19 protein-coding genes and 3 pseudogenes are annotated in these 23,554 nt (G+C 60.0%); 15 read left to right on the top strand and 7 right to left on the bottom strand.

Going from position 1 to position 23,554, the window contains the following annotated elements:
- From AC1Q5O_RS26530 to AC1Q5O_RS26595, 14 genes are all read left to right on the top strand, one after another.
- Nucleotides 1-459: winged helix-turn-helix transcriptional regulator (locus AC1Q5O_RS26530; protein WP_492567042.1), on the top strand; the 459-nt coding region annotated here is incomplete at its 5' end.
- Nucleotides 460-663: 204 nt separating this feature from the next.
- A complete protein-coding gene (locus AC1Q5O_RS26535; protein WP_148657844.1) occupies nucleotides 664-1,875 on the top strand; it encodes a transporter substrate-binding domain-containing protein in 1,212 nt (403 codons plus the stop codon).
- A 13-nt stretch (nucleotides 1,876-1,888) separates the two neighbouring features.
- The gene (locus AC1Q5O_RS26540; protein ID WP_148657845.1) at nucleotides 1,889-2,545 is read left to right on the top strand and encodes an ANTAR domain-containing response regulator; all 657 of its coding nucleotides are present in this window, start codon (nucleotides 1,889-1,891) and stop codon (nucleotides 2,543-2,545) included.
- Nucleotides 2,546-2,701: 156 nt separating this feature from the next.
- Entirely contained in the window at nucleotides 2,702-3,313 is a 612-nt protein-coding gene (locus AC1Q5O_RS26545) for a hypothetical protein (RefSeq protein WP_259030781.1), read from the top strand.
- A gap of 8 nt (nucleotides 3,314-3,321) precedes the next feature.
- Nucleotides 3,322-4,344: a DUF6925 family protein gene (locus tag AC1Q5O_RS26550; RefSeq protein WP_148657848.1), complete on the top strand. Its 1,023-nt coding sequence runs from the start codon at nucleotides 3,322-3,324 to the stop codon at nucleotides 4,342-4,344.
- A gap of 52 nt (nucleotides 4,345-4,396) precedes the next feature.
- On the top strand, nucleotides 4,397-5,380 hold the full coding sequence (locus tag AC1Q5O_RS26555) for a CobW family GTP-binding protein (protein ID WP_148657849.1): 984 nt from the start codon (nucleotides 4,397-4,399) through the stop codon (nucleotides 5,378-5,380).
- 668 nt (nucleotides 5,381-6,048) lie between these two features.
- A complete protein-coding gene (locus AC1Q5O_RS26560; protein ID WP_148657851.1) occupies nucleotides 6,049-6,267 on the top strand; it encodes a CbtB domain-containing protein in 219 nt (72 codons plus the stop codon).
- Nucleotides 6,268-6,288: 21 nt separating this feature from the next.
- The gene (locus AC1Q5O_RS26565; RefSeq protein ID WP_148657852.1) at nucleotides 6,289-7,023 is read left to right on the top strand and encodes a CbtA family protein; all 735 of its coding nucleotides are present in this window, start codon (nucleotides 6,289-6,291) and stop codon (nucleotides 7,021-7,023) included.
- Between the two features lie 59 nt (nucleotides 7,024-7,082).
- Nucleotides 7,083-8,606, top strand: coding sequence for a tubulin-like doman-containing protein (locus AC1Q5O_RS26570; protein WP_148657853.1), 1,524 nt, complete (start codon nucleotides 7,083-7,085; stop codon nucleotides 8,604-8,606).
- An 11-nt stretch (nucleotides 8,607-8,617) separates the two neighbouring features.
- Nucleotides 8,618-8,944 (top strand): hypothetical protein, encoded by a 327-nt coding sequence (locus tag AC1Q5O_RS26575; protein ID WP_148657854.1) that lies wholly within the window; start codon nucleotides 8,618-8,620, stop codon nucleotides 8,942-8,944.
- A 103-nt stretch (nucleotides 8,945-9,047) separates the two neighbouring features.
- Nucleotides 9,048-10,742, top strand: coding sequence for a hypothetical protein (locus AC1Q5O_RS26580; protein ID WP_052821336.1), 1,695 nt, complete (start codon nucleotides 9,048-9,050; stop codon nucleotides 10,740-10,742).
- 70 nt (nucleotides 10,743-10,812) lie between these two features.
- Nucleotides 10,813-11,628, top strand: coding sequence for a CbbQ/NirQ/NorQ/GpvN family protein (locus AC1Q5O_RS26585; protein WP_148657855.1), 816 nt, complete (start codon nucleotides 10,813-10,815; stop codon nucleotides 11,626-11,628).
- 50 nt (nucleotides 11,629-11,678) lie between these two features.
- Complete coding sequence (locus AC1Q5O_RS26590) at nucleotides 11,679-13,631, top strand: nitric oxide reductase activation protein NorD (protein WP_277921070.1); 1,953 nt, start codon at nucleotides 11,679-11,681, stop codon at nucleotides 13,629-13,631.
- Nucleotides 13,632-13,677: 46 nt separating this feature from the next.
- Nucleotides 13,678-14,826 carry a hypothetical protein gene (locus AC1Q5O_RS26595; RefSeq protein WP_148657857.1) on the top strand — a complete coding sequence of 383 codons (1,149 nt, stop codon included), beginning with the start codon at nucleotides 13,678-13,680 and terminating at the stop codon, nucleotides 14,824-14,826.
- A 153-nt stretch (nucleotides 14,827-14,979) separates the two neighbouring features.
- Here the strand turns inward: AC1Q5O_RS26595 and AC1Q5O_RS26600 are convergent, their stop codons facing one another.
- The 6 genes and pseudogenes from AC1Q5O_RS26600 to AC1Q5O_RS26625 all read right to left on the bottom strand — a co-directional run bounded on the left by AC1Q5O_RS26600 (nucleotide 14,980) and on the right by AC1Q5O_RS26625 (nucleotide 20,199).
- Nucleotides 14,980-15,846 (bottom strand): class I SAM-dependent methyltransferase, encoded by an 867-nt coding sequence (locus tag AC1Q5O_RS26600; protein WP_148657865.1) that lies wholly within the window; start codon nucleotides 15,844-15,846, stop codon nucleotides 14,980-14,982.
- 13 nt (nucleotides 15,847-15,859) lie between these two features.
- Nucleotides 15,860-16,666: an ABC transporter ATP-binding protein gene (locus tag AC1Q5O_RS26605; RefSeq protein ID WP_148657858.1), complete on the bottom strand. Its 807-nt coding sequence runs from the start codon at nucleotides 16,664-16,666 to the stop codon at nucleotides 15,860-15,862.
- Entirely contained in the window at nucleotides 16,663-17,691 is a 1,029-nt protein-coding gene (locus tag AC1Q5O_RS26610) for a FecCD family ABC transporter permease (RefSeq protein ID WP_259030777.1), read from the bottom strand. Before AC1Q5O_RS26610 ends, AC1Q5O_RS26605 begins: the two co-directional genes overlap by 4 nt.
- Nucleotides 17,688-18,233 (bottom strand): annotated as a pseudogene (locus AC1Q5O_RS26615) (ABC transporter substrate-binding protein); the annotation flags it as partial. The gene AC1Q5O_RS26610 and the pseudogene AC1Q5O_RS26615, both read right to left, overlap by 4 nt.
- Before the next feature lie 37 nt (nucleotides 18,234-18,270).
- A pseudogene (locus tag AC1Q5O_RS26620) lies at nucleotides 18,271-19,625 on the bottom strand (DUF7986 domain-containing protein).
- Nucleotides 19,609-20,199 (bottom strand): recombinase family protein, encoded by a 591-nt coding sequence (locus AC1Q5O_RS26625; protein WP_492567048.1) that lies wholly within the window; start codon nucleotides 20,197-20,199, stop codon nucleotides 19,609-19,611. The pseudogene AC1Q5O_RS26620 and the gene AC1Q5O_RS26625 overlap by 17 nt, the downstream one beginning before the upstream one ends.
- Nucleotides 20,200-20,327: 128 nt before the next feature.
- Between AC1Q5O_RS26625 and AC1Q5O_RS26630 the strand changes: the two genes are divergently transcribed.
- Entirely contained in the window at nucleotides 20,328-23,273 is a 2,946-nt protein-coding gene (locus tag AC1Q5O_RS26630) for a Tn3 family transposase (protein ID WP_492567049.1), read from the top strand.
- A gap of 28 nt (nucleotides 23,274-23,301) precedes the next feature.
- Here the strand turns inward: AC1Q5O_RS26630 and AC1Q5O_RS26635 are convergent.
- Nucleotides 23,302-23,532: pseudogene (locus AC1Q5O_RS26635) on the bottom strand (ABC transporter substrate-binding protein); the annotation flags it as partial.
- Nucleotides 23,533-23,554: the final 22 nt, after the last annotated feature.

Consider the following 23,554-nt stretch of genomic DNA (forward strand, 5'->3'; position numbering starts at 1 on the left):
TTTGATTTTGTTCTCATGCACGCCAATAGCGAAGTGCCTGCTAACGATCTATTAACCACACAAAGTGAGGCAGACCCATTAAAAGTACGCACAATTTCGGAACGTAGTATGGAAAAGAATACTGGTAAGCCAGAGGTGCAGCGTCCTGACTACTGTCCCGTCGAGACGACGATCGGGGTCATCGGGGGGCGATGGAAGCCACTGATCCTCTACCATCTTCTGGATGGTCCCCAGCGCTTCAACGCGCTTTGCCGCCTCATTCCGAGCGCGACGCGTCGGATGCTGACGCAACATCTACGCGAACTCGAAGCTGACGGCGTCATCGACAGGGCGGTATATGAAAAAGTCCCGCCCCATGTCGAATACAGCTTTTCTTCCAAAGGAAGGACCTTGATGCCCATCCTGGAGGCGATGGCGCAATGGGGTGTGAAGAACGACACCCTGTCCCGAGCAAGGTAAACGCGCTGCGAGGCTGATCCGGTCTCGGGGCTAGGCCGCTATTGACGGACGATGCCGTGTAGACGTATGGTATACGACGGAAATGTGAATTCGCGGCATCGGAGCCGTGTAAAAATATGACGGCAAAAAAGCCTCCAAGCATCCTTGGTCACGAAGGAAGCTGGAGGCTTTTGCGTTTTCGGAGTTCTTGCAAGTCCATTCGTGATGACAAATCAGCAGGCGAAAAGCCGCACTGGGGAATGCTTCAAACCGGGAGCAACTGCATTGATAAAACCGACCGATACTTCGGAGCCATGGCGTGTTGGAGTGCTGTTTTCCCGAACGGGTTTCATGTCCGTTATCGAGGAAACGCAGCTCCGGGGAACATTGCTGGCTATAGACCAGATCAACGACAGCGGCGGCATAAACGGTCGTCCGCTTGAGCCCATAATCTACGATCCGGGCTCGGACACGCGTTCTTACGGGCAGCTAGCGAAGCGGCTGATGGTGGTTGACGAGGTCAGCACGATTTTCGGCTGCTACACGTCAGCGAGCCGGAAGTCGGTTCTTCCGGTCGTCGAACGGCTGAACGGGCTGCTGTGGTATCCGACGCTTTACGAGGGGTTCGAGTTTTCGCCCAATGTGATCTATACTGGCGCGACCCCCAACCAGAACAGTATGCAGCTCTGTAGTCTGCTCATGAAGCTGTATGGTGACCGCTTCTTCTTCATCGGTTCCGACTACATCTATCCGCGGGAATCCAACCGTATCATGCGTGAAATGGTGGCGCGGAGCGGAGGAAGCGTTGTCGGAGAGCGTTACGTGCGCCTCGGGGCGTCGCGGCTGGAGTTCGAGCCGATCATGCAGGAGATCAAGCTCGCGAAACCCGACGTCATCTTCTCGACGGTCGTGGGAGACGGGACCGTGTTCCTCTACCAGGCTTACTCCGACAAGGGTTTCGATCCGAAGAAAATGCCGATCGCCAGTCTCACGACATGCGAGGCGGAAATCGCCGCGATGGGCCACGACGTCGGTGAGGGTCATCTGACCGCCGCTCCGTATTTCCAGGGTATCGACAACAACCAGAACAGCGAGTTCGTCAAGAGCTACCAGAAGCGATACGGCGACGACGCCCCGACGAACATGTGCCTGGAATCCTCCTATTTCCAGGTTAACGTCTTCGCCAAGACCCTCGAGCGAGCGAATTCCCTCGAAACCCCCGTCCTAAGGGCGATGGTGATGGGATCGGAGGTCGAAGCGCCTCAGGGTGCCGTGTCGATCAACCCGAACTGGGCGCATGCCGACCTGTGGTCGCGGGTCGGCCGGGCCAACCGAAACGGCCAATTCGATATTTTGTTCGAATCGAGGACGACAGTGAAAGCAGACCCCTTCCTCATAGGAAGCGGGCGCTGCACCGTCGCGGCCGCAGCAGTTTAGTGGGAGGGGTCGAATGTCGAGAATAGAAGTACTTCACGAGCGACGTCTCGCGTCTCCGCCTCAGGGAGCGGTTCGCAGCGAGCAGTCGGCACCCAACAACCAGTACAAGGCAGTGCAGAATCTTAACGTCGCCCTTATCGTCGAGCTGGACAGTGAGGGAGAGCGGCTCATGCGCGAGCTGCAGCGCCTGCGCTGCACGGTGCGTCATATCTGGCCCGTGCCCGTCCAGCTGCCGGAGAACTACGACGTCGTTTACTGCACCCTGATGGAAGACCTTCCGCGCCGCATTCCATGGCTTCCGGGCGAACCGTCGACAACGTTGATCCTGGTCGATCGCGGCCAGGACACGCTCAATCTCAAGCTTATCAACAACTGCGCAGCCCACGGCATGATCCACTACCCGCCGACCGCACGTTCGACGATCGGAGCGTTGGCAATGGCCAGGGAGCACTTCCTCTACGAACAACGCTTGCGGGGACGTATCGAGAAGCTCGACGAGAACCTTAGGACAATGCGCGTGGTCGAGAAAGCGAAGTCGATCGTGATGCGCACAAAGAGCCTCGGCGAGGACGACGCCTACAATTTCCTGCGTAGTCAGGCGATGGAACGGAGAGTGACGATCGGCGTCATCGCCAAGGCCGTCGTGGAGTCGTTCGACCTCCTGAACTGAGGTCAATACGACCTCATTGACAACAACGCTTTCGAGCGTAAGCTTCTGCTCAGCAACGTAGCTGACTGAAATTTCGGCAATAAGCGCCTCACTGCATCCGTCCTTCGGGGACGCATTGCGTGAGGCGTTTTTCGTTTTTAAAGCGAGGAGATCGCGATGCCTTTGAACAGTCGGAATTCGGTTTTCACGATCGTCACGTCTCTGGCGATATGTGCGCTTTCCTCGATCTCATCGAACGCGCACGCGCACTCGATGAGATCTTCGGACGGAGCAGGGACGCCGAAAGGGATCGAGATCGCCTCTATCGCGCATTCGGACATGGAGCTGCTTTCCAAATTCCGCCCTGACATCATTTCGCTGGCGGAACGGCAGGTGAAGACGGACGAGCGGATGCGACGGCTCATGAACTTCTCGAAAATCCAGTACACCTACTGCCTGTGGGGTATGATCCCGGGGGCGCTGACGGACGAGGAGAGCGACTTCAACGCGTGTTCACACGCCTACCTAGCGTCGGCTTTGGCACTCCTCGATCACATGGAACAGATGCCTTTGGCCAGCGCCGAGGCGGTAGCGATAAGGCAGGCGATCGACGTCGAGCGGGCGGCCTCGCCGTCGTTCGTGCTGTGCAAGAGCAGCGCCGATCTCTTCTACACGGATCGGTTACTCGTACCCCGGCAAACCTATGCGACCGCAGGAGGGGCTTTCGGTCTTCTCCTGTTGGTCGGCGCAATGCCACTGTTCCGGGCCAGCCGCCGTGTTTCGCGTTGAGAGCTACAATGGCCGATAGTCAAACCACCTCGGACATCGCGATCATCAAGTCGGGCTTTCCGTTACTGGCGAGGATGGTTGTCGATCCGAATTTCGAACTCAGTCTGGGCGCTTTCGGCACGGTCGGCCAGTTTCCCCGCGAGGCGCGCATTTTTGTCGATGTTACGGACGACCGTGTCAGCGCGGCGACGGAAAGCTCCAGCATATCGCTACGGCGGCACGATCACCTGCGCCTCGTGGCGTTCGAAACACTGAGTTCCGACCCTGAGGGCTGGAACTGTGGCATCGCCATATGCCTGCCTGAAGAACACGCGCGGATGTCCGCGCCGGGGCGTCCCGCGGAGGACTGTCTGGACCGTCACGCGATCTTTGCCGCCCATCGAACGCGGACCGTCCTCGACATCGTTGCCGGAAGTCCCTACGCGGATATCCGCCTGAGGGCGGACAAGGGTGCTCTGCCGGATTTGCGTAATCGTTTGCACGGCTCCGTACTCGATGCCGACCTCGTCGAGATCGAAGACTGCATCTGGATTTTCGATACGGCCGTCGGGCGGATCGAGACCGGGGATCGTCGACGTCGCCATTTCCTTTCGCAGCTCTTCGGTACCACGGATACCCATTCCCGAACCCTCCCTATCCCGGAGGGCCTGGTACCGGTCGGCTATGCCTTTCCTCCCAATCCCCGGCAGGCCGAACCGGGAGCGTGGGGAGCAGCTCACTTCTCGTTTCAGGTTATCCTTGACGAACATGGCGTTCCGGAACTCGTCAAGCTCAAGAGACGCGTGGAGCGAGCGCTCGAAGACGGCAAGTCGAACGAGGTGTTCGGGTCTCTCCTCGAACATTCCGGCCCACCGACCCGGACGGAAATCGAATGCGTCCGGATCGCGCTGCGGCAGCGGCGCTGGCTCAGGGGCGGACGACCGGCCCACGGATGGGAAGACGAGTTCGACGCCCCGTTAGCCAAGATACGCGGCGGCACGACGGCTGGCGAGATGGTTAACCAGCCCACGACAATGAAAGAAGAAATTTGATCGAGACGCAGCGACTGCCATAGCCGGCGTCGCCAAAGCCAGAAAGGTTCACATGTCAACCGCAACTCAAACCAACGACCGCATCCCGGCAACCGTTATTACGGGTTTCCTCGGGTCCGGGAAAACTACCCTCGTGAACAGGATTCTTCACGAGAACCACGGCAAGAAGATCGCCGTCATCGTAAACGAGTTCGGCGAGATCAGCATCGACGGCCAGCTGGTCATCAGGGACGAGCAGGCGGAACTCGTCGAGTTCAACAACGGTTGTCTCTGCTGCACGGTCAGGGGAGATTTGATCGAGACGCTCGAAAGGCTTCAGGAACGCGCGGGCGAACTCGAGGGTATCCTGATAGAGACGACCGGGCTTGCCGATCCCGCTCCGGTCGCTTCCACGTTCTTCGTCGCCGACGACGTGAAAAGCCGCATTCGCCTCGACGCGTTCGTGACAATGGTCGACGCGGTCAATCTGGAGACAAATCTCAACCAAAGCCCCGAGGCCGTCGAACAGGTGGCGTTCAGCGACGTGGTGCTGGTGAACAAGATCGACGTCGCCTCGCCGGAACAGGTGAAAAGCGCGGAAGCTACGGTACGCAGGATCAACCCGCTCGCGCGTATCCATTTCACGGCGAACGCCGAGATCGATCTGGGACACGTCATCAACGTAGGAGCGTTCGACCTCGTGCAGAAGCTCGACGTCGATCCGGGCTTCCTCGACGACCACGAGCACGAGCACGATCCGGCGGTCGGATCCTTCATCCTCGAGGAAACGCGGCCCATCGATCTCAATCGCTTCTCGCTCTGGCTGAACGAAGTCGCTCAGACGCGCGGGCAGGACCTCTACCGGACAAAGGGCATCTTCCACGCCAGGGGTTTCAAGGAGCGTGTCGTCTTCCAGAGTGTCCGGATGCTGACGACAATGCGCATGGATCGCCCGTGGACCGACGACGAGCCGCGCGTGTCGCAGTTCGTCGTGATCGGGAAAAACCTCGATCGCGACGCATTCGCCGACGGGTTCGCGCGCTGTGTGGCGGGATAGGGCGCGGCGATGACCCTCATATCGGGATCGACTGCCAGCAGCGTGGACACCGGTGAACCGGTCTACCAGGTCCATGTCTTCTGCTGCACGAACGAGCGGCCAGCTACTCACTGGAGGGGATCGTGCGGAGCCAAACGAGGACGGCAGCTGTGCGATTACATGTGTCGCCTCGCGATGACCTTGGGAATGAGGCGGATCCGGATAAACCACGCCGGATGCATGAACGTGTGCGAACATGGTCCGGTGATGGTGATTTACCCGGAAGGCGTCTGGTATCGCTTCGAAACCGAAGACGATGTCTCGGAAATCCTTCGGTCACACGTCGGTGGAGGACGTCATGTGGATCGGCTGAGGCTGTTCATCGATCCGAGTACAATCCACGGTTAGGAAAACATCGCTGGCGTATTCCCTCGTTCGGCTGGAACGAAGAGCCTAAAGTCCATGCAAATACTCAAGTAATTATGCGTATGGGCGGCAAGTCCGGCAGCGTATTTTAATCCAAAATTCGTAGGATTAGTCTCTTGACAATCCAAACGGTCGATGTAGTCTCCAAATTCAGCAATATAGCTGAAAACATTTCTGGCAATAAGCGCCTCACTGCATTCATCCCTCGGGGATGGCCTGCGTGGGGCGTTTTTCGTTTTTGGTCTCGAAACAAGGAGAATGAAATGTCTGCCGTTATCAATCCGAACGTACAGAGCTCTCACGCCGCCGACGCGATTCCCCTCGGGCAGGTACTGCCCTGGGCGGTTTTTGGAGGAATGTTGATGCTCCTCTCGATCTACTTCGTCGGCGTCGAGGAAGGCGCGATGTCACTCGTCTCGAGCAATTACGTCCACGAGTACGTCCACGACGCCCGTCACCTTCTCGGCTTCCCCTGCCACTGATATTATAAAGGAGATACGGCGATGGTCGGAAAACTGCTCGTAAGAGGAATGTTGGCTGGTGTCATCGCCGCCATCTTTGCCTTTGCCTTTTTCAAGTCCTACGGCGAACCGTGGGTCGATCACGCGATCGCGATCGAGGAGCAACATAGTACGGCGGCCGGGATGGCCGCCGAACCCGAACTCGTCAGCCGTTCCGTCCAGGCGGGACTGGGCCTTCTTACCGGTGTCCTCGTCTACGGCGTGGCGATCGGCGGACTGTTTGCCATTGCCTATGCCTTCGCGAACAAACGTCTCGGCGTGCTGAGCCCGCGCAGCACCGCTATGCTGATCGCCATTGTCGGACTGGTGGCTCTGATCGTCGTGCCTGCTCTGAAATATCCGGCTAACCCGCCTGCGGTCGGAAGCGGCGACACTATCGGCGCGCGGACGCAGTTATACTTCCTGATGGTCGCGGCTTCCGTCTTGTCGGCTACGCTATCCATCATGGCCGCCACGAAGCTGTGGCCTAAGATCGGCGGGTGGTACGCGTCGCTCGCAGCCGTATGCATCTACGCCGGCATCGTAGCGGTCATGATGCAGATCCTTCCTGCGGTGAACGAGGTTCCCGAAGGCTTTCCGGCGGAAACCCTCTACAATTTCAGGACATCCTCGCTCGCGGGTCATGTGATATTCTGGACGATGCTCGGCGTTGCTTTCGACATCATCCGGCTATGGTCCGACGCACTGTGGCCGAAGCGAGGGACAAACGCGGCCTGACTGTCCGCGAACGCGCCGACCGTTTCCATTCAAGCGTCCAATGTTGAGAGGTTTCAGAAATGTCCGTTAACGTAGGCCTCGACATCGACCGCGGTCGGCCGCTTCCCGCTATAGGTACGACCGAAGCGAAGCTCCAGCAGAGAAAACTGGACGCCCTACGTCGCGGCGTTCACCGCATCCAAGACCACACCGAGATGCCTTTCGGTATCCATCTCGTAGGCATCGGCGGCGCGGGCTGCCGGGTGATCGAGGAATTCCTGAGCACGGCCCCGGAAAACCTGCTCGACAAGCCCGGTTCGAGGTTCACCGCCCTCGCGATCGATGTCGGCGACGATGACCTCCTCAAGGTGCGTACTTCTGCGACCAGGTTCCCAGAGGAGCGCACCCAGGTTGAAACGGTTGCGCTCGACATGGCGTCGTCGGAGGAGCTGCAGGAGGTCGTCGGGAAATACGCGGATTTCCTCAAGCTCGAATACCCCATGTACCATCCGAACCCCGGTTCAACCTCGTGGTTGCCTTCGGGGAAGTCGATACGGGCCGAAGACGGGTCGATGACCCGGGCAGGTTCGAAGGCGCTATACGGCCAGGCGTATTACGATGCCGACAGGCCGATGCAGAAGGCCTTGAAACGGTTCGTCGCCAGCGTCGAAAAGACAGGCGGCAATTCGATCGTGTGCATCGTTTTCGGTCTGGTCGGCGGTACCGGTAGCGGGATCGCCATGGATCTGGCCCGCCATCTCTCCTCGGTCCAGTTCGGCCGCCGGGTCCTCGTGACGGGTCTTGGGATCGCGCCGCATCCCGACGAGGTCACCCCCGACAAACTGACGCGGCTGCATGCTGTCTTCTCCGAGCTGGACGTCCTCTGTGACGAGACCAAGAACGCGGGGATCACGCTCTCGTGCGGCGACCTGTTCAAGAACCCGTTCACCGCGGGTTTCATGATCATTCCCCAGCCTGCGAACGTCAGCGTGTCGGAAGCCCGGGAAGAAGTGAGCAAGCGGCTCGCGAAGCTTATATTCGAACGTCGCGGAGCGAACGTCTGGGAGGCCCTTAGGCTACTCAACTGGGTTGCCGCGCCCTCCACGCAACATTCGGCCGCGAGAACGCCCTGGGGTTCTAGGTGGATACACATGATCGGTTCCGCGCCGGACGGAAGCGGCTCGTCGAACCGCGACTTGCGGAAAGACCTCGGGCTGCTCGAGGACTATCAGCCGGAATTTCTCGAATTGAGGACGTCGGGAACGATCGACGAAAGCGAACGCAAAGCCTGGACAGAGGCGCTGGATTCCGCTTTCAGCCCTGAAGCACCCACGTGCGCCACGGACGGCGGCTCGCCGGGCATCGTTCAATACCTGTTGCCGCGTCTCGCGCTCAAGGACCTGTCGGTTTTCGAAGCCGCTCGGAATGCCTACGACGAAACCGATCTGCTGCATCGCCAGTCCGAACACGCGCTGTTGCTCGACCAGGGAATTGTACTTTGCGAGCCGTCGACCGCGATCGAGGGAATGGCGGGCGCGAGCCTCGGCGGCGGAACCCAGTGGATCGCCGTACCCCGCGATCAGCTGCGCGGCGAATACGCGTAACGGAGGGCGACATGGCACTCGATTGGGAAACGGTGAAGGCAAAGTACGGAAACGGCTACCAGGTCCCGACAATCCGGGGCGGCAAATTCGTGAACATCACCCGTGTCGACGACGTGGCGATCTACATCGAGAGCCCGATCTGGAGCGCGACATTGCAACGCAAGAACCTGGAAGCGGGGGTGGCGTTGATCGAGGAGGGCGTCATCTCCCGCGATCCCGGCCTCTTCGTCGAAGACTACATGATCTACGTGGCGCACGAGCGTGCGAGTTCGGTCGCCCATATTCTCCGAGACCTCGGAATTCTCGATCAGACGGAGACGTTCAGTATCCGTTGTTGATGGTGGCCAAACGCAACCCAACTCTCGCGGACGAAAGAGGCACGCCACCTGGCTCCGATAACCGCGTCGGCATAACCAATCACATCCAGAGGAGATACATAACATGGCATCGTCATCAATGTACCACAGCGCGACGGGGACCCAGTCGCCCCATTGCATCCACGCGATCGGGATCGGCCGCACCGGGGCCGCCTACATCGAAGCGCTGCTCCGGACGGGCGAAGTCGAAGACCTTCTGGCTTCCGACTCCCGCGCCACCTGCGCCGTGATGATCGTCGATATCGGCGAGCAGGACATGAACGTCGCGATCGACTACGCCAACTCGTTCAAGCAGCGCCTGCAGTCCCGCGGCGTTTCGGCCGACAAGTTCAATTTCCAGGCGATCGCGCTGCCCGTCCCGGACAAGCAGGAGTTTTTCGAAGGTCTTAACCGGACCCGCGAGTTCCTCAAGCTGGAATATCCTCGCTATTACTGGAACCCGAACTTCGAATCCTACGTCTCGCACAAGTACGTTCTGCCCGAAGCCGGAAACCACTTCCCGCGCCTGGTCGCGAAGGGCATCTACGCCAACGCCTACTACGCTGGCGAGCGTCCGATGGACGTCGCCCTGCGCAGCTTCGTGGACACGGTCGAGCAGGCGCAGCTACCTTCGATGGTCCTCGTTCCGTTCAGCATCGCGGGCGGCACCGGCAGCGGCATCGTGGTCGATCTGGCGCGCCATCTGTCGAACCTCAAGTTCGGTCGCCGCATTCCGGTCATCGGCGTCGGACAGCTCTCTCACGTCGGTGACGGCGAAGAAGTCCACAACGGGGCGGGCCAGTACACAGCGCTCAACGAAATCGACTGCATGCTCGACGACGACAAGAACGCCGGCGTTACCGCCGTATGGGGCGAGCCTTACCGCAACCCCTTCACGGGCGGCTTCTTCGTCGTCAATCCGGAACACAGCTGGCATCGTCTGACCGCCTACACGACGACAGGCGAGAAGGAAGTCCGCCAAAGCTTCCGCCAAATGGTCACCAACCGCTTCGTCGCGGACAGCTTCATGCGGTTCGCCGTCATGGACTACGGCCGCGTCCTGTTCCGCGCCCTTCGCCCGGCGGGTTTCACGGGTGCTCCCCACGAAACCCTGTCCTCGAAGTCGCGCAACTGGACCCTGTTCGATGTCGCGAAGCTGACCCATCCCGGCGTTCAGGTGCTCCCGGGCGAGGCGGCCTCGAAGTGGCAGGCGACGATCGCCCAGTGGATCGACTTCATTCCGCAGTACAGCGGTCTGCGGGACGGGTTCAAGACGGACTATGCCGAGGTCCACATCCACGCATCCCGCGACATGGGCTTCGACAACATCGAAAAGGGTATCAAGGAACTGGTGTCCAAGAACTACCTTCTCGAAGGCGACTCGACCTACCAGACTTATAACCACGAGTTCTTCGATGTCCTGACCTCGTACGCCAACGTCATCATGCCCGGCGTCGCGAAGACCGATCTGCATGCATTCTGGGAAAGCCAGAAGGCGTACGACAAGCTCGACTGGGAAACCAAGCTGCACGAGCATGCCTGGCTCGTGGATATCGGACCGATGCTCTCGGAGCCCGCGATCCGCTTCGAGGGCATGGCCGGGGAATGCATCTGGGGCTGCGCATGCTGGGTCGTCGTTCCCTACGACCAGCTCCGCGGCGACAAGCTGCCCCCGCCGAACCGCAAGGTCATCCGCGAGGAAGCCATCGCCATGATGACCAAGACCGTCGTCAAGACGCCGGGCGGCGAAGCCAAGAAGCTCGCGAAGGCTCACGCCTGATCCGACAGCAGCGACACTGAAACCCGGAGCCGCGCCCACGCGCGGCTCCGAACCAGAAGGGCGAGGGCAAATGCACGAAAAACTCCAGTCATTGATCATCGAAGACGAGCCGTACTACCGCAGCAGCGGTAACGAGGTCGCTCTTTTCAGCGCCGCCATGAAGCGCAAGCTCCCTATGATCCTCAAGGGCCCGACGGGTTGTGGCAAGACCCGGTTCGTCGAGCATATGGCCTGGCGTCTCAAGCTGCCTCTTGTCACGATGGCCTGCAACGAGGACATGACGGCTTCCGATCTCGTCGGACGCTGGCTCCTCGATGCCGAAGGCACGCAATGGCATGACGGCCCTCTGACCACGGCCGTGCGTTATGGCGGCCTGTGTTATCTGGACGAGGTCGTCGAAGCTCGCCAGGACACGACCGTTGTCATTCATCCGCTGGCCGACGATCGGCGTATCCTCCCTCTCGACAAGCGAGGAGAGGTCGTGAAAGCCCACCCGGACTTCCGCTTGGTTGTTTCCTACAATCCGGGATACCAGAGCGCGGCAAAAGATATGAAGCAATCGACCCGGCAGCGCTTCGGAGCGATCGACTTCGATTTCCTGCCACAGGCGGTCGAAGTCGAAGTGGTAGCACACGAGAGTGGCGTCACTCCGGAGATAGCCACGAGACTGGTCGCCGTGGCGACCCAGTCGCGAGCGCTACGTGGCAGGGGGCTGGACGAGGGTATCAGTACCCGGATGCTCGTCCATTCCGGCTCTCTGATCAGTGAAGGTATCGGTCCACACGACGCCTGCGCGCTGGCGATGACCGCACCGCTTACGGACGATCCGGATCTTCAGGCCGCGATGAGCGGTTTCGTGGAGGCACAGTTCGGTCCACGCCCATGAATGCCCACTTCGAAGCAATTCAGGGTCCGGTGTCGGCGAGAAAGCTCGGGATGCTTCGCGACATCGATGACTGTGCATATGACGCGCTGATCCGCGCGATGCCGCTGATATCCGATTATCTCAAAAACGAGATCGATCTGGCAGACCTGGCTGGGCTGTTGTTGCAGATCGCTAGCGAGAAGCCGGAGGCGGCTCGCGCATTTGCGCACCGAATCGGCTCCGATCCTGCTTTGGTCGGGGATTACCACGGCTTGCGGCGGTGGGCGGTCCATGGGCTGCAGAAGCATCGGAACGATACCAAATGCATGCTCCATCATTTCGAATGGGGCAGCCCGCAGGCGTACTCCGATGAGCAGTCCTTGCACGATACCGAGGAATTATTGCGGGAACGCGGTGCCCTGCTTCATTATCTCGCGGGGTTCGGGTTCTCTGAATTCTCTATCGATCTCCACGAGCCGGATACCGACGGACGCCAAACCCGTGCGGTAACGATCGATGACGGCGTCATTCGCTATCCACGTCGCTTCTACGGCGACACGACTGACCGCGCCCTTCTGCGCCGCGCAAACATCGCGCACGTCGCCGCTCACCTGCGCCATTCTCCGTTGAGACGTCCAGCTGGCAATCGTCGACCCAGTCTGGTGGCTATGACCGCGCTCGTCGAAGACGCCCGCGTCGAACGCCTGATGGTCCAGGAATATCCCGGATTGAAGGCGCTGTGGGGTGGCTATCACACAGCGACCCCCGAGGTGTCCGGTTTCGATTTCGCAGGCCTGTCGGCTCGCCTGGCGCGGGCGTTGCACGACGACACCTACATCGATGCGAACCCATGGGTCGGCAAGGGACGCGAGCTTTTCGAGGAGGCGGCCTCGAAAGGACTCGACGATGTCAATGCTTTCGACCGCCTGGCGCGTACGCTTGCAATAGACCTCGGCAAGATGCGCCTTGAGCCTTCAGCCGACCGTCAACCGGAACCGATATACCGCGACGACAACGCGATCCTCTGGGGACCGGATACCGCGCTTCCGGAGGACCGCGAGCGTCATTCGGAGATCGAGATCGTTGATGCGCTCCAGGATGGCGAGAAGGCGGAACGGGATGTCGAGGGGATCGACGTCCGCCATAGGTACCGGTACCCGGAATGGGACCATCGACTTTCGGAATTACGGGAGGGGTGGGCCACAGTCGTGGAGGAGGAGTTGCCGCGTAGGAAGACCCGGCCTTCGCTTCAACGGCTTACACAACCGAAAATCACTCTCTCCGCGTCCGCACGGGTTCCGGACAGGGCGGTAAGGCTGACGCGCTTGACCGAGGGCGACGAAATCGACCTCAATGTCGTCGTTGAGAACGTGGTTCAACAACGAGCTCGACTATCCCCGGACGGTCGCATCTTCTGTCGCCATGGTCGTCGTCGCCGGTCCACTTCAGTCGTTCTGTTGATGGATTTTTCGATATCCACGGAGCGCTTCGTGCCCGGCAGCTTTACCAAGGTCATCGACATCGAAAAACAGGCTGCACTCGTCATCGCCGAGGCGATGGAGGCCCAACACGACCGCATAGCCATTCACGGTTTTTCCTCGAACGGACGACACGAGGTTAACTACCGGAGGATCAAGGATTTCGACGAGCCGTTCGGGGAGGAGGCTCGTTCTAGGCTGGCCGCATCTGCAAGCCGCCACAGCACCCGGATGGGCGCGGCGATCAGACATGCGACGGCGCTTCTGGAAGCCGAGGCCGCCGACCACAAGGTCGTCCTTCTCCTAACCGATGGCGAGCCTTCCGATATCGACGTGGCAGAAGACGACTATCTGGTCGAAGACGCCCGCGAGGCGGTCGTCAGCGGCCTGTCGCAGCGGGTCAGAACGTTCTGCGTCACACTCGACCGCCGCGCCGATCACTACGCGCGTCGCATCTTCGGACAGCGGAACTTCCTGATCGCCGAACGCGCCTCGACGTTCGCCAACAATACGAACAGGACGCTGACACGGCTCCTCGCCCTGTGAGCGGAAACTTGTGAACCCCTATACCAACGAGAAACCGGAGGAACAAATGACAGAGAGCAAAACCAACGACGCACCGGAACCACACTGTGTACACGTCATCGGCATAGGTCGGACAGGAGCGGTTTACGTCGAAGCCTTGCTTCGGACCGGCGAGATCGAGGACAACCTCGTCAACGAAGGAACGACGTTCGCCTCCCTGATAGTCGATATCGGTGACGATCACATGCAGGTCGCTAACGATTATGCGAGGTCGTTCAAGCCGCGAATGGCGTCGCGCGGCATACCTGCCGACCGTTACCTCCACGGGAACGTCGTACTTTCGACGCCGGAAGCGGGGGCTGTCGGAAAGCAGCTTGCAGCTGCCCTTCAACAGTTCGCGAACAAGGTGAAAGAAGCCAAGCATCCTTCGACCGTGTTCGTCGCCTGCAGCCTTGCCGGAAAAACCGGAAGCGTGATGGTGGTGAATATCGCTCGCGAACTGGAGAAAATCGGCCTCGGTGATAACGTCCGGGTCGCTGGCGTCGGTCAGCTCAGCCACAGCGGTGACGGAGAATACAGCGACAGCGTCGATCAGACGAAAGCGCTGGACGAGATCGACGCAACCTGCGGCGCGGTGGAAAACAACCCGTTTTCGGGCGGGTTCTATGTCGTTCCGACCGAGCACAGCTGGCAGCGCCTCACCGCCTACACCACGACAGGCGTGAAAGAGGTACGCCAGTCGTTCAAGCAGATGGTCACCAATCGGTTTGTTGCGGATTCGTTCATGCGGTGGGCTGTGTCCGACAACGCTTCGCACCTCATCCGCATGATCAAGCGGTGCGGCGGCAAGCTCAACATGTTCGGCATCGCGAAGTTCAGCCATCCTGGCGTCCAAGTACTTCCGGGACAGGCGCGATCGATCTGGGATGCCGTTTTGCAACAGTGGATTTCGTTCGTGCCGCAGTACTCGGGTTTGAAGGAAGGTTTCAAGACCGACAGTGTCGAAGTCCATATTTACGCCGCGCGGGATATGCGCATCGACGTGATGGAAGCCGAACTCAAAGACATCCTGGTTTCGAACTACCTCAAACAGGGCAGCTCGGACTACCAGGCCTACAAGAACGAGTTCTTCGATGAACTGACCTCCTACGGCAACATTATCTTGCCGGGCATCGGGAAAAAAGATCTCACGGCGTACGGTCGCTCGAACGGATGATCGGCTAGCCATGAGTTGGAGTGCACCTGACGTGGGGTGAGGGCGCTCGAACGGGACGGCGGGCTCTCCAAAAAGAAGCCCGTCTGACCCGATAGAAGTGATCGAAGACCGAATGCCCTTATCAACCGGACAAGGAGACCATAGTTAGAGCCGTTAAAGGCCACCGTGCTTCAGGCTTGCCCATTTGGTGTCGCCAAGATCCGAGCTGTCCCCATGGTACCCGTGGCGTATGAGGGAATAAGGTACAAGGGGACGCTCTGCGACGACTGCAAATCGCGCGTAGAATAATGTCCGTAGCCTGTTCCGCAGCGTTGCGCGTTGACGCTGTGCCGATGTTATCGGCCCATGCTCGACCCGGGAGATCGCCGTATATCCGGTCTCGTCGAGAAGCTGGGCGATCATCTCGAATGTCAGACCTTCGCTGAAAGGAAGCCGGGCCATGATGCCGGCATGTTTCTCCGTCATGACGTTTTCGTATAGGGGATCATGACCGATGAATCGCTCGAGGCACCGTACGCCGATTTCGGCGCACCGTCCGATGAACGGCTTGGTCGCCCAATTGCCGTCGAAGACGATTAGCTTGCCACCCGGCTTGAGCACCCGTAGCCATTCTGCAATAGCCTTACGCGGGTCCGTCAGCGTCCAGACAAGGTGACGGCAAACGATCGCGTCATAGGTATCGTCGGCCTCCATCGTGTTTTCCGCATCCCCGAGAACGAAACGCACTTTAGAGGACCCGCTGTGTTTTTTCCGGGCGACCGCGAGCATCTTCTCGGAAAAGTCGATTGCCGTTACGTCATGCCCTAACGAGAGAATGACCTTCGTTATTTCGCCGGTCCCGCAGGCAAGCTCGAGGACCTTCTTATCCCCGTCTCCCAGAATGCTCCGGATAGACGCCGTCCAGGCATCCTGTTCGGGTCCGGGGGCGATGCGATGCCCGAAGGCCAGGTCAAAGGTCTCCGCTCTGAGGGACCAGTACTCCCGGATGTCTTCTTTGAGATCGTAGTTCCGCGGGTTCACAGGTTTCCCTTCCTCAACTAGCGGCCCTGAGCCTGCCCTCGCGAGCCAGATCAACCCGACCGCGCGGCAGGAAACGAATGTTACAGCTGCCGTGTCCGATGGTTTCTACCTCGGCCTCGACGCCGAAGACTTCGCGGATGCAACGCACCGTAAGCACATCGGACGGCTTGCCGAGCGCAACCAATGACCCGTTTTGCATAAGCGCGATCCGGTCGCAGAACAGGGCCGCATGGTTGAGATCATGCAAGGCAGTGACTACAGTAAGGTCGAGTTTCCCGACCAGATCGAGAAGGTCGATCTGGTGGCCGATGTCGAGATGGTTGGTCGGTTCGTCAAGCAAAAGCACCTTGGGTTCCTGTGCAAGGGCCCGGGCGATATGAAGCCTCTGGCGCTCGCCGCCCGAGAGGGTGTGCCAGTATCGTCCCGCGAGATGATCCATGTCCACGTTTCGAAGCGCCCGGTTCACGGTCTCAGCGTCTACCTGTGTCCAGGGTGTATATGCGCCGAGGTGAGGAGTGCGGCCAAGCTCTACCGCCTGACGCGCGGTGAGGCGTTCTCCGGTCTCCGCTTGCTGCTCCACCAGGGCGATGCTTCGGGAAACGTCGCGCCTGCCGATTTTCGACAGCGGTTGACCATCCAGTGTTACACTGCCGACCTGAGGCTTGCGTATTCCGGAAAGAAGGGACATCAACGTCGTCTTCCCAGAGCCGTTAGGGCCGACTATGCCGAAGAATTCGCCGTCCGCAACGTCGAAGGAAATCGACTGGAGGAGGGCTGTTCCGCCTATAGACCAAGAGAGGTCATTTGCCGATAGCTTCATGCCCGTTCTCTCTTTTTGGCTAGAATGACGGCGAACACCGGTGCGCCCACCAGCGCGGTCACCACACCGACGGGGAGAACCTGTCCGGGAATGAGGGTGCGCGAGCATATATCCGCGAGGATCATGAAAACCGCGCCGATGAGTGCCGATGCGGGCAGAAGTACACCGTGTCTCACACCTACCAGCATTCTTGCCGCATGGGGGATCACCAGGCCGACGAACCCAATCGAGCCGACGATCGACACCATCGTCGCGGTCATAACGGCAGATGCGCCGATAACGACGATCTGGGTCCGAAGCACGGAAATGCCGAGTGACGCCGCCGAGTTCGAACCGAACGCGAACGCGTCGAGCGCACGCGAGTGCCATAGACAGATGACGAGGCCAAGGAGGGTTGCCGGAACAGCAAGGTACGCGTCTGGCCACCTTACGCCGGACAGGTTTCCGAGAAGCCAGAACATGATGCCACGCGCCTGCTCGGCGGTAGCTGCCTTCGTCACGATAAAGGATGTCAGCGCATTGAAGAGTTGCGATCCGGCGACACCTGCCAGGATGATGGCGGTGGGTCCGGTACCGGTTTTCACGGCGAGGAGGCTAATCAGCAGGAACCCCACGAGCGCTCCGAGGAATGCACCGAGGGGGAGGCTCAGCATACTGGTGCCCAGCCCGAGGATGGCGACACTGACCGCTCCCGTAGAGGCTCCCGCCGAAATGCCGAGAATATAGGGATCGGCGAGAGGGTTGCGCAGCAGGGATTGCAGCACCACTCCGGAGATCGCCAGTGCCGAACCGCAACACGCGGCAACGACAGCCCGGCTCAGCCGATAACTCCATACGATACCTTCATCCAATGGGACGACGGGATATCCGGAACCCCACACCTTGTTGGCGATCGTCTGCCCGACGATCGTCACGGGGATCGCGGTTTCGCCGATCGCGGCCCCCATGCAGACGCTCACCAGGAGGACGGCAACAGCGGCAAGGACCATCCCTGTCTTGAAGAAAGGTGAGCCGGGCCGGGTCATTTCGCGAGCCCGGCCTTCTCGATGGCGGTGGCTAGCGTCTCGATGCCCTCGATCGTGCGTATCGTCGGGTTCATGGCTTGGGCGTCCATCGAAAAGACGTGGCCCCGCTCGACGGATTCCATCAACCGCGTTACGGGGTCGCTCTCGAGAAACGCCATCTTGGATTCGAGGCTGTCCATCGGGTAGCGGCGACGCTCCATCGACCCGGCGACGATGACGGTGGGGTTCTTTTTCGCGATCGTTTCCCAACCGACGGTCGGCCACTCGTCATCTGTCTCGATGACGTTTTTGATGCCGAGCGCGGACATAATGTAGCCGGGCGCACCGTTCTTGCCCGCAACGTAGGGGTCTGATTGCGCAGCGCTAGAGAACCAGAATACCGCCGACACCTTTCCGTCCAGTCCCGCGACTTTCGCCCGTGCCGTTTCCTCTCTTTTCTCCAGATCCGCGATGACCTCTTCGCCCTTGTCCTGGATGTTGTAGATCGCCGCCAGGTCGCGGATTTCCCGGTAGACAAGCTCCATGGTGAACACTTGGCATCGGTACATTATTGGGACACGGATATACGGTAGACAGGTTCTACCGGCGTAGATCATGGACGCCGAGTTCCTTCCACATCCACTCGAAACTGTAGGTTGCCATTGGATCGGTGGGACCCGCCTGTTTTGCGGACTGGTTTTCGAGATATTTGAGCCATTCGGCGACCTTCTGCCGGCCAGCGGCTGACTTTGCGGCCTGCCGTGGCGTTTTGTTACCGAGCATGCCGACCGTCTGATCAAGCGTTTCACGATATTGCCGGTCCATGAACTGGTGGACGACCTGCTCGGCAATTTCGGGCGGAACTTCCGAAGTTGCTTCTCCACGTTCGCTAGGCGGTCGTTCGGCCATCATCTGCTCGACGGTGCGGATTTCGGTCAGCGGCGTGCCGACAATATCGCCGAGCGCCTTGCGGATTAGGACTGTCCCCTTCTCCGCCCGCGCGACGGAGTTGGTTGACAGGTGTAGGAACCGCCCCTTCAGCTCCACATTACCCAGCACGCGCAGGCCGCTATCCATGGTGGCATCGAAGGAAAACGCATTGGCCTGTTTCTCCTTCTTTCTGCCGTTCGGCTTGGCGTCGAGCCAGTTCCAGAACTTTGCGTTCTCCTGCGCCATCGCCGGAATGGCGTTCATCTGCGCGGCGACATCCTTCTGTGCTACGCCATTTGTCAGCGGAAACCTGACATCGTGGAACGTGAGGTCGTCGCCGTCCGAGTTCTGCATCGGTGGCAGCCCCATAGCTCGATCGAGTGTGTCGAACAGCCACGAAAGGGAGAACATGGAAGCGACCGACTGCAGATCCTGGTCCGCAACGGCAGGGAGCTTCTTTGCGCCCTTCTTTCCAAATACCTGCCGCAGACCGTCGAACAGCGCGTCGGTGGCTTGGGGCGTATAAGGCAACAGCCCGCCAGCGAAAATGTTCTTGCCAAGGACCGGCACGATACGAGCGGCAATCCTGTCCCATTGCTTCAGGGTCTGTGTTGCCGTCCCCTCGCTGACAGCGACGGGCTCACCGCCGCGGATGAGATCACGCGCCATGAGCGATTTGCCGGGCACGATATCGCTTACCTCATAAAGGCTCATGACCGATGTCCGTAGCGCTTTCATATAGGCTTTCGTCTGTGCGCCTTCCTTCCAGCCGCGACGCTTGAGATATTCGTCGACGATATTGCCGCCCTGGACATCGAACTCCTGCGTCAGGAAATCCTCGAACCGCACCCCCACAGCGTCATGGCCCAGTCGTCGCTGAGAATCTCGGCAAGGTCATCGAACTCCATGTCTCCGGCCTTGAGCACGGGGCCGAAGTGATCGTCGAACACCTCCTCAAAACACCCACCCCACTCATCGCGGGCCAGGAACTTCATCAACCCCTTGAGATCATAGCTGGCTGGCATTGTCGGTCTCCAGGTTCTGGCGATATTCGGCGACGATCCGCGAGACCGTTGGCTCGCTGACGTCGTACAGCCTCGCCATCTCGGCGCCGCTCTTGCGGCCGGACAGGACGCTTTCGGCGATTTCGCGCCGTTTCTTCGGATCAAGCTTTCTGCGGCGTCCGCCGATCCTGCCTTCGGCGCGGGCCTGTGCGAGCCCGGCCGTTGTTCGCTCCCGGATCATGGCGCGCTCGAACTCTGCAAAGGACCCCACCATCTGCATCATCATGCGACCGGCCGCCGTCGTCGTGTCGATCGCCTCGGTCAATGAACGGAACCCCGCGCCGGCACTGGCGATCCTGTCCATCAGGTGGAGAACATCCTTCAGCGAGCGCGACAGGCGATCGAGCTTCCAGACGACGACGGTGTCGCCATCACGCAACTGATCGAGCATGCGGTGAAGCTCGGGACGTTCCCAGCGCCCGCCCGATGCCTTCTCCTCGAAGACGCGCTTGCAACCGGCCTCGGCCAGCGCCCTGGCTTGAGCCTTGTTCGACTGTTCGTCGCCTTTGCTTACGCGGGCGTAGCCGATCAGCATGGGCGCCCTTTCAATAACGGTGGTTTGCGGAACTGCGGCAGTCAGACTGACGAATCAGGGTGAAAATCCTTTCATAATCCTCTTTCAATGAGAGGTCGAAAGGCAAGCAGTTTTTGCAAGGAGAGAACATGCCCGCCCGCATATCCATGACGACGAAACAGCGCGACGTGCTGCTGGCCTTGCCGGAGACCGAAAACGAGATCGTTCGCCACTATACGCTGGACGCTAAAGATCTCACCGCTATAGCCAGTTGCCGCACACCGGAAACCCGCCTGAGCCATGCCCTGCAATTGTGCTGTCTGCGCTATCCGGGCAGGCATTTGCGACGCGGGGAGTTCCTGCCTCCGGTTATGCTGGATTATATTGCCGAGCAGATCGGCGCCGACACGGAAGCGATCGCCCGCTTCGCTCGGCGTGGTGCGACACGGTACGGGCAACTGGCTGCGATCAAGCAGCAGCATGGTTATCGCGACCTCACGAGGCCCGCTCGCTCGGTGCTGAGCGATTGGGCTAAGCAAGAAGCTTTGGGCCTGACGGATGGGCGCATCCTTCTCGGACGATTGATCGAGAAAATGCGGGAGGAAAAGATCATCATCCCCGGTGTCACGGTTGTCGAGCGTCTGGCGGCTTCGGCAATGCATGCAGCCGACGGCATGATGGTGACCGAGGTCAGCTCAATGCTCGACGAAGGCCATCGTCATCAATTGGACAGGCTGCTGGTCGCCAAGACGCATGCCCGTCAGACAAGGCTATCCTGGCTCCGCGAGCCGCCTTCCCGGGTCGGAGCGCGTCCGTTGATCGAGATCCTCGACAAGATCGCCATTGTCCGCTCAACGCTTGACGGTATCGGTACGCTACCGCCTGCTTTTGGCCCTCGCCTGGCACAGATGGCGAAGGAAGGACTGCTCTACACCTCTCAGGCTTTCCAGCAGATGGGCGCGGACCGGCGCCACGCCGTCATGATCGCCACGCTGCGCGAACTCGAGGCCACATTGACCGATGGCGCCCTTTCGATGTTCCAGTCATTGGTGGCGCGGGCGAACCTTCGCGCCAGAAAACGGCTCGAAGAGACAATTGCCCTCACTGCCGAGCAGGGCCGCACCCGATTGGCGCGCATCGCCGATGTACTGGAAGCGCTCGTCATCTCCGCAAGGGAGGGAGGCGACATCGCGTCCGCCGTGACCGAAATCGCGGCGCTCGACACCATCGAAGACGACGCTGTTACTATCCGCCGATCGCTGCGGCCGGGACGCCCGGACATCATTGGCGAGCTCCCGCGCGAATATCATGTCTTCAGGCAGATCGGCTCCCGCTTTCTGTCGTCTTTTGCGTTCGAGGGCAGCCGCGTCGCCAAACCGTTGCTGGATGCCGTCGCTGTTCTTGCGGAAATCGGCGGAGACAAACGCCGGCGACTGCCAGAGACAATACCGCTCGCCCATATCGAGCGGCGCTGGCGACGTCATGTCTTCACAAACGGTTCGATTGACCGCACATGCTACGAGCTTGCGACATACTTCGGCCTAGCAAACGCATTGGCGAGCGGAATCGTATGGGTTCCGACCTCACGTATCCATCGGTCGCTGGATGACCTTCTGGCTAATGACAAGGCGGACAGCAACGCGTTGCAGGCACATCCAGACGTCGACGCGGACACATACCTGCACGCGCGTGCTTCGATACTGGATACCGCCTTGCTGTCAGTGGCCGAGGGCTTCGCGGCCAGGGAACCGATGCTGTTCGCGGGCGGGCGGCTGCGCTTCCCGAAGGATCAGGGTGACGGCGAGCACGACGATAGCGCGGCCGCCATCGGCGCCCTTTACCGCATGATGCCCCACGTCCGCATCACCGATCTTCTCGATCAGATCAATCTGTGGACAGGTTTTGCGGAGCATTTTACGCATGTCTCGACGGGCCTGCCGCCAACCGACATGCGGGCGTTCATGGCGACCCTGATCGCGGAAGCGACGAATCTCGGCCTGTCCCGAATGGCTGAAGTCAGCGGCGCGGGATCACGGCGTGCTCTCCTGCGCATGCAGATGTGGCACATGCGCGAAGAAACCTTCCGCGCGGCTCTTGCCAACTTGACGGACGCCATTCACGCGGAGCCGATCGCCGCCTGGTTCGGCGAAGGCTGGCGCGCATCGGCAGATGGACAAGCATTCTATCTCGGCGGGCCGGGTGAAGCAGGTGGCGCCGTCAACGCCCACTACGGGCGGGATCCGATCGTCAAGATCTACACCACGATCACCGACAGGTATGCCCCGCTCCACCAGAAGGTGATCGCCGGCACCGCAAGCGAGGCCGTGCATTCCCTTGACGGCATCCTGGGTCACGAGAGCGGCGTCGATATTGCCGCCTTTCATGTCGATGGCGGCGGTGTCTCGGATATCGTCTTCGCCGTCATGCATCTGCTCGGCCTGTCGTTCGAGCCCCGCATCCCGCGCCTCTCGGACCGCAAGCTCTATGCATTCGAACCCAAGTCAAAATACGGTGCTCTCGCGCCCTTATTCGGGAATCGGCTGAACCCGCAGTTGATCCGCGCGCACTGGGACGAAATCCAGAGAGTGATCCATGCGCTGCGGCACAAGGCCGTCACGCCTTCATTGATCCTGAGGAAGCTCTCGGCGTATCGGCAGCAGAACAGTCTTGCCGCCGCGCTGCGCGAGATCGGCCGGATCGAGCGCACGCTGTTCACCTTGCGCTGGTTCGAAGATCCTGGCCTGCGTAGACTCGTCACGACGGAACTCAACAAGGGGGAGGCGCGGAACTCCCTCTCCAGGGCGATCGCTTTCCATCGTCTGGGGCGTTTCCGGGATCGCGGCCAAGAAAACCAGTCAAGCAGAGCAGCCGCACTCAACCTCGTCACGGCCGCCATTGTCCTGTTCAACTGCCGCTACCTTGGACGGATACTGAAGGAAACGAAGTCACGAGGAGCGAAGATCGAAGACACAATCACGGCCCGCCTTTCTCCGCTCGGCTGGGACCACATCAACATCACCGGCGACTACATCTGGTCCGAAACCTTGCCGCTCGACACCGATGGGTATCTGCCGCTGCGCAGCAATCAGGCTTGATTGCCATGCCTACCGTATATCCGTGTCCCAATAATGTACCGGTGCCCACTTGATGTCTCACCCCGTCGCTCGCAGCGGAATTTTCCTTGCCGACGCAATCCGAAGGCGAGGTGTAAACCGGAATTCCGAGCTCCTCGAACTGCTCGGGTTTCGCGACGACGCCCTCCGGCCCTACCTGCCATTGGAACTGGACGGTGATCAGATCCGGCTTTTTAGAGAGGACGCTTTCGAAACTCGGATCGTTGTCGGCAAGTCGTACGCATCCGAGGTGGGCCGCCTTG

It is taken from the genome of Phyllobacterium sp. MT110, from assembly GCF_058792715.1.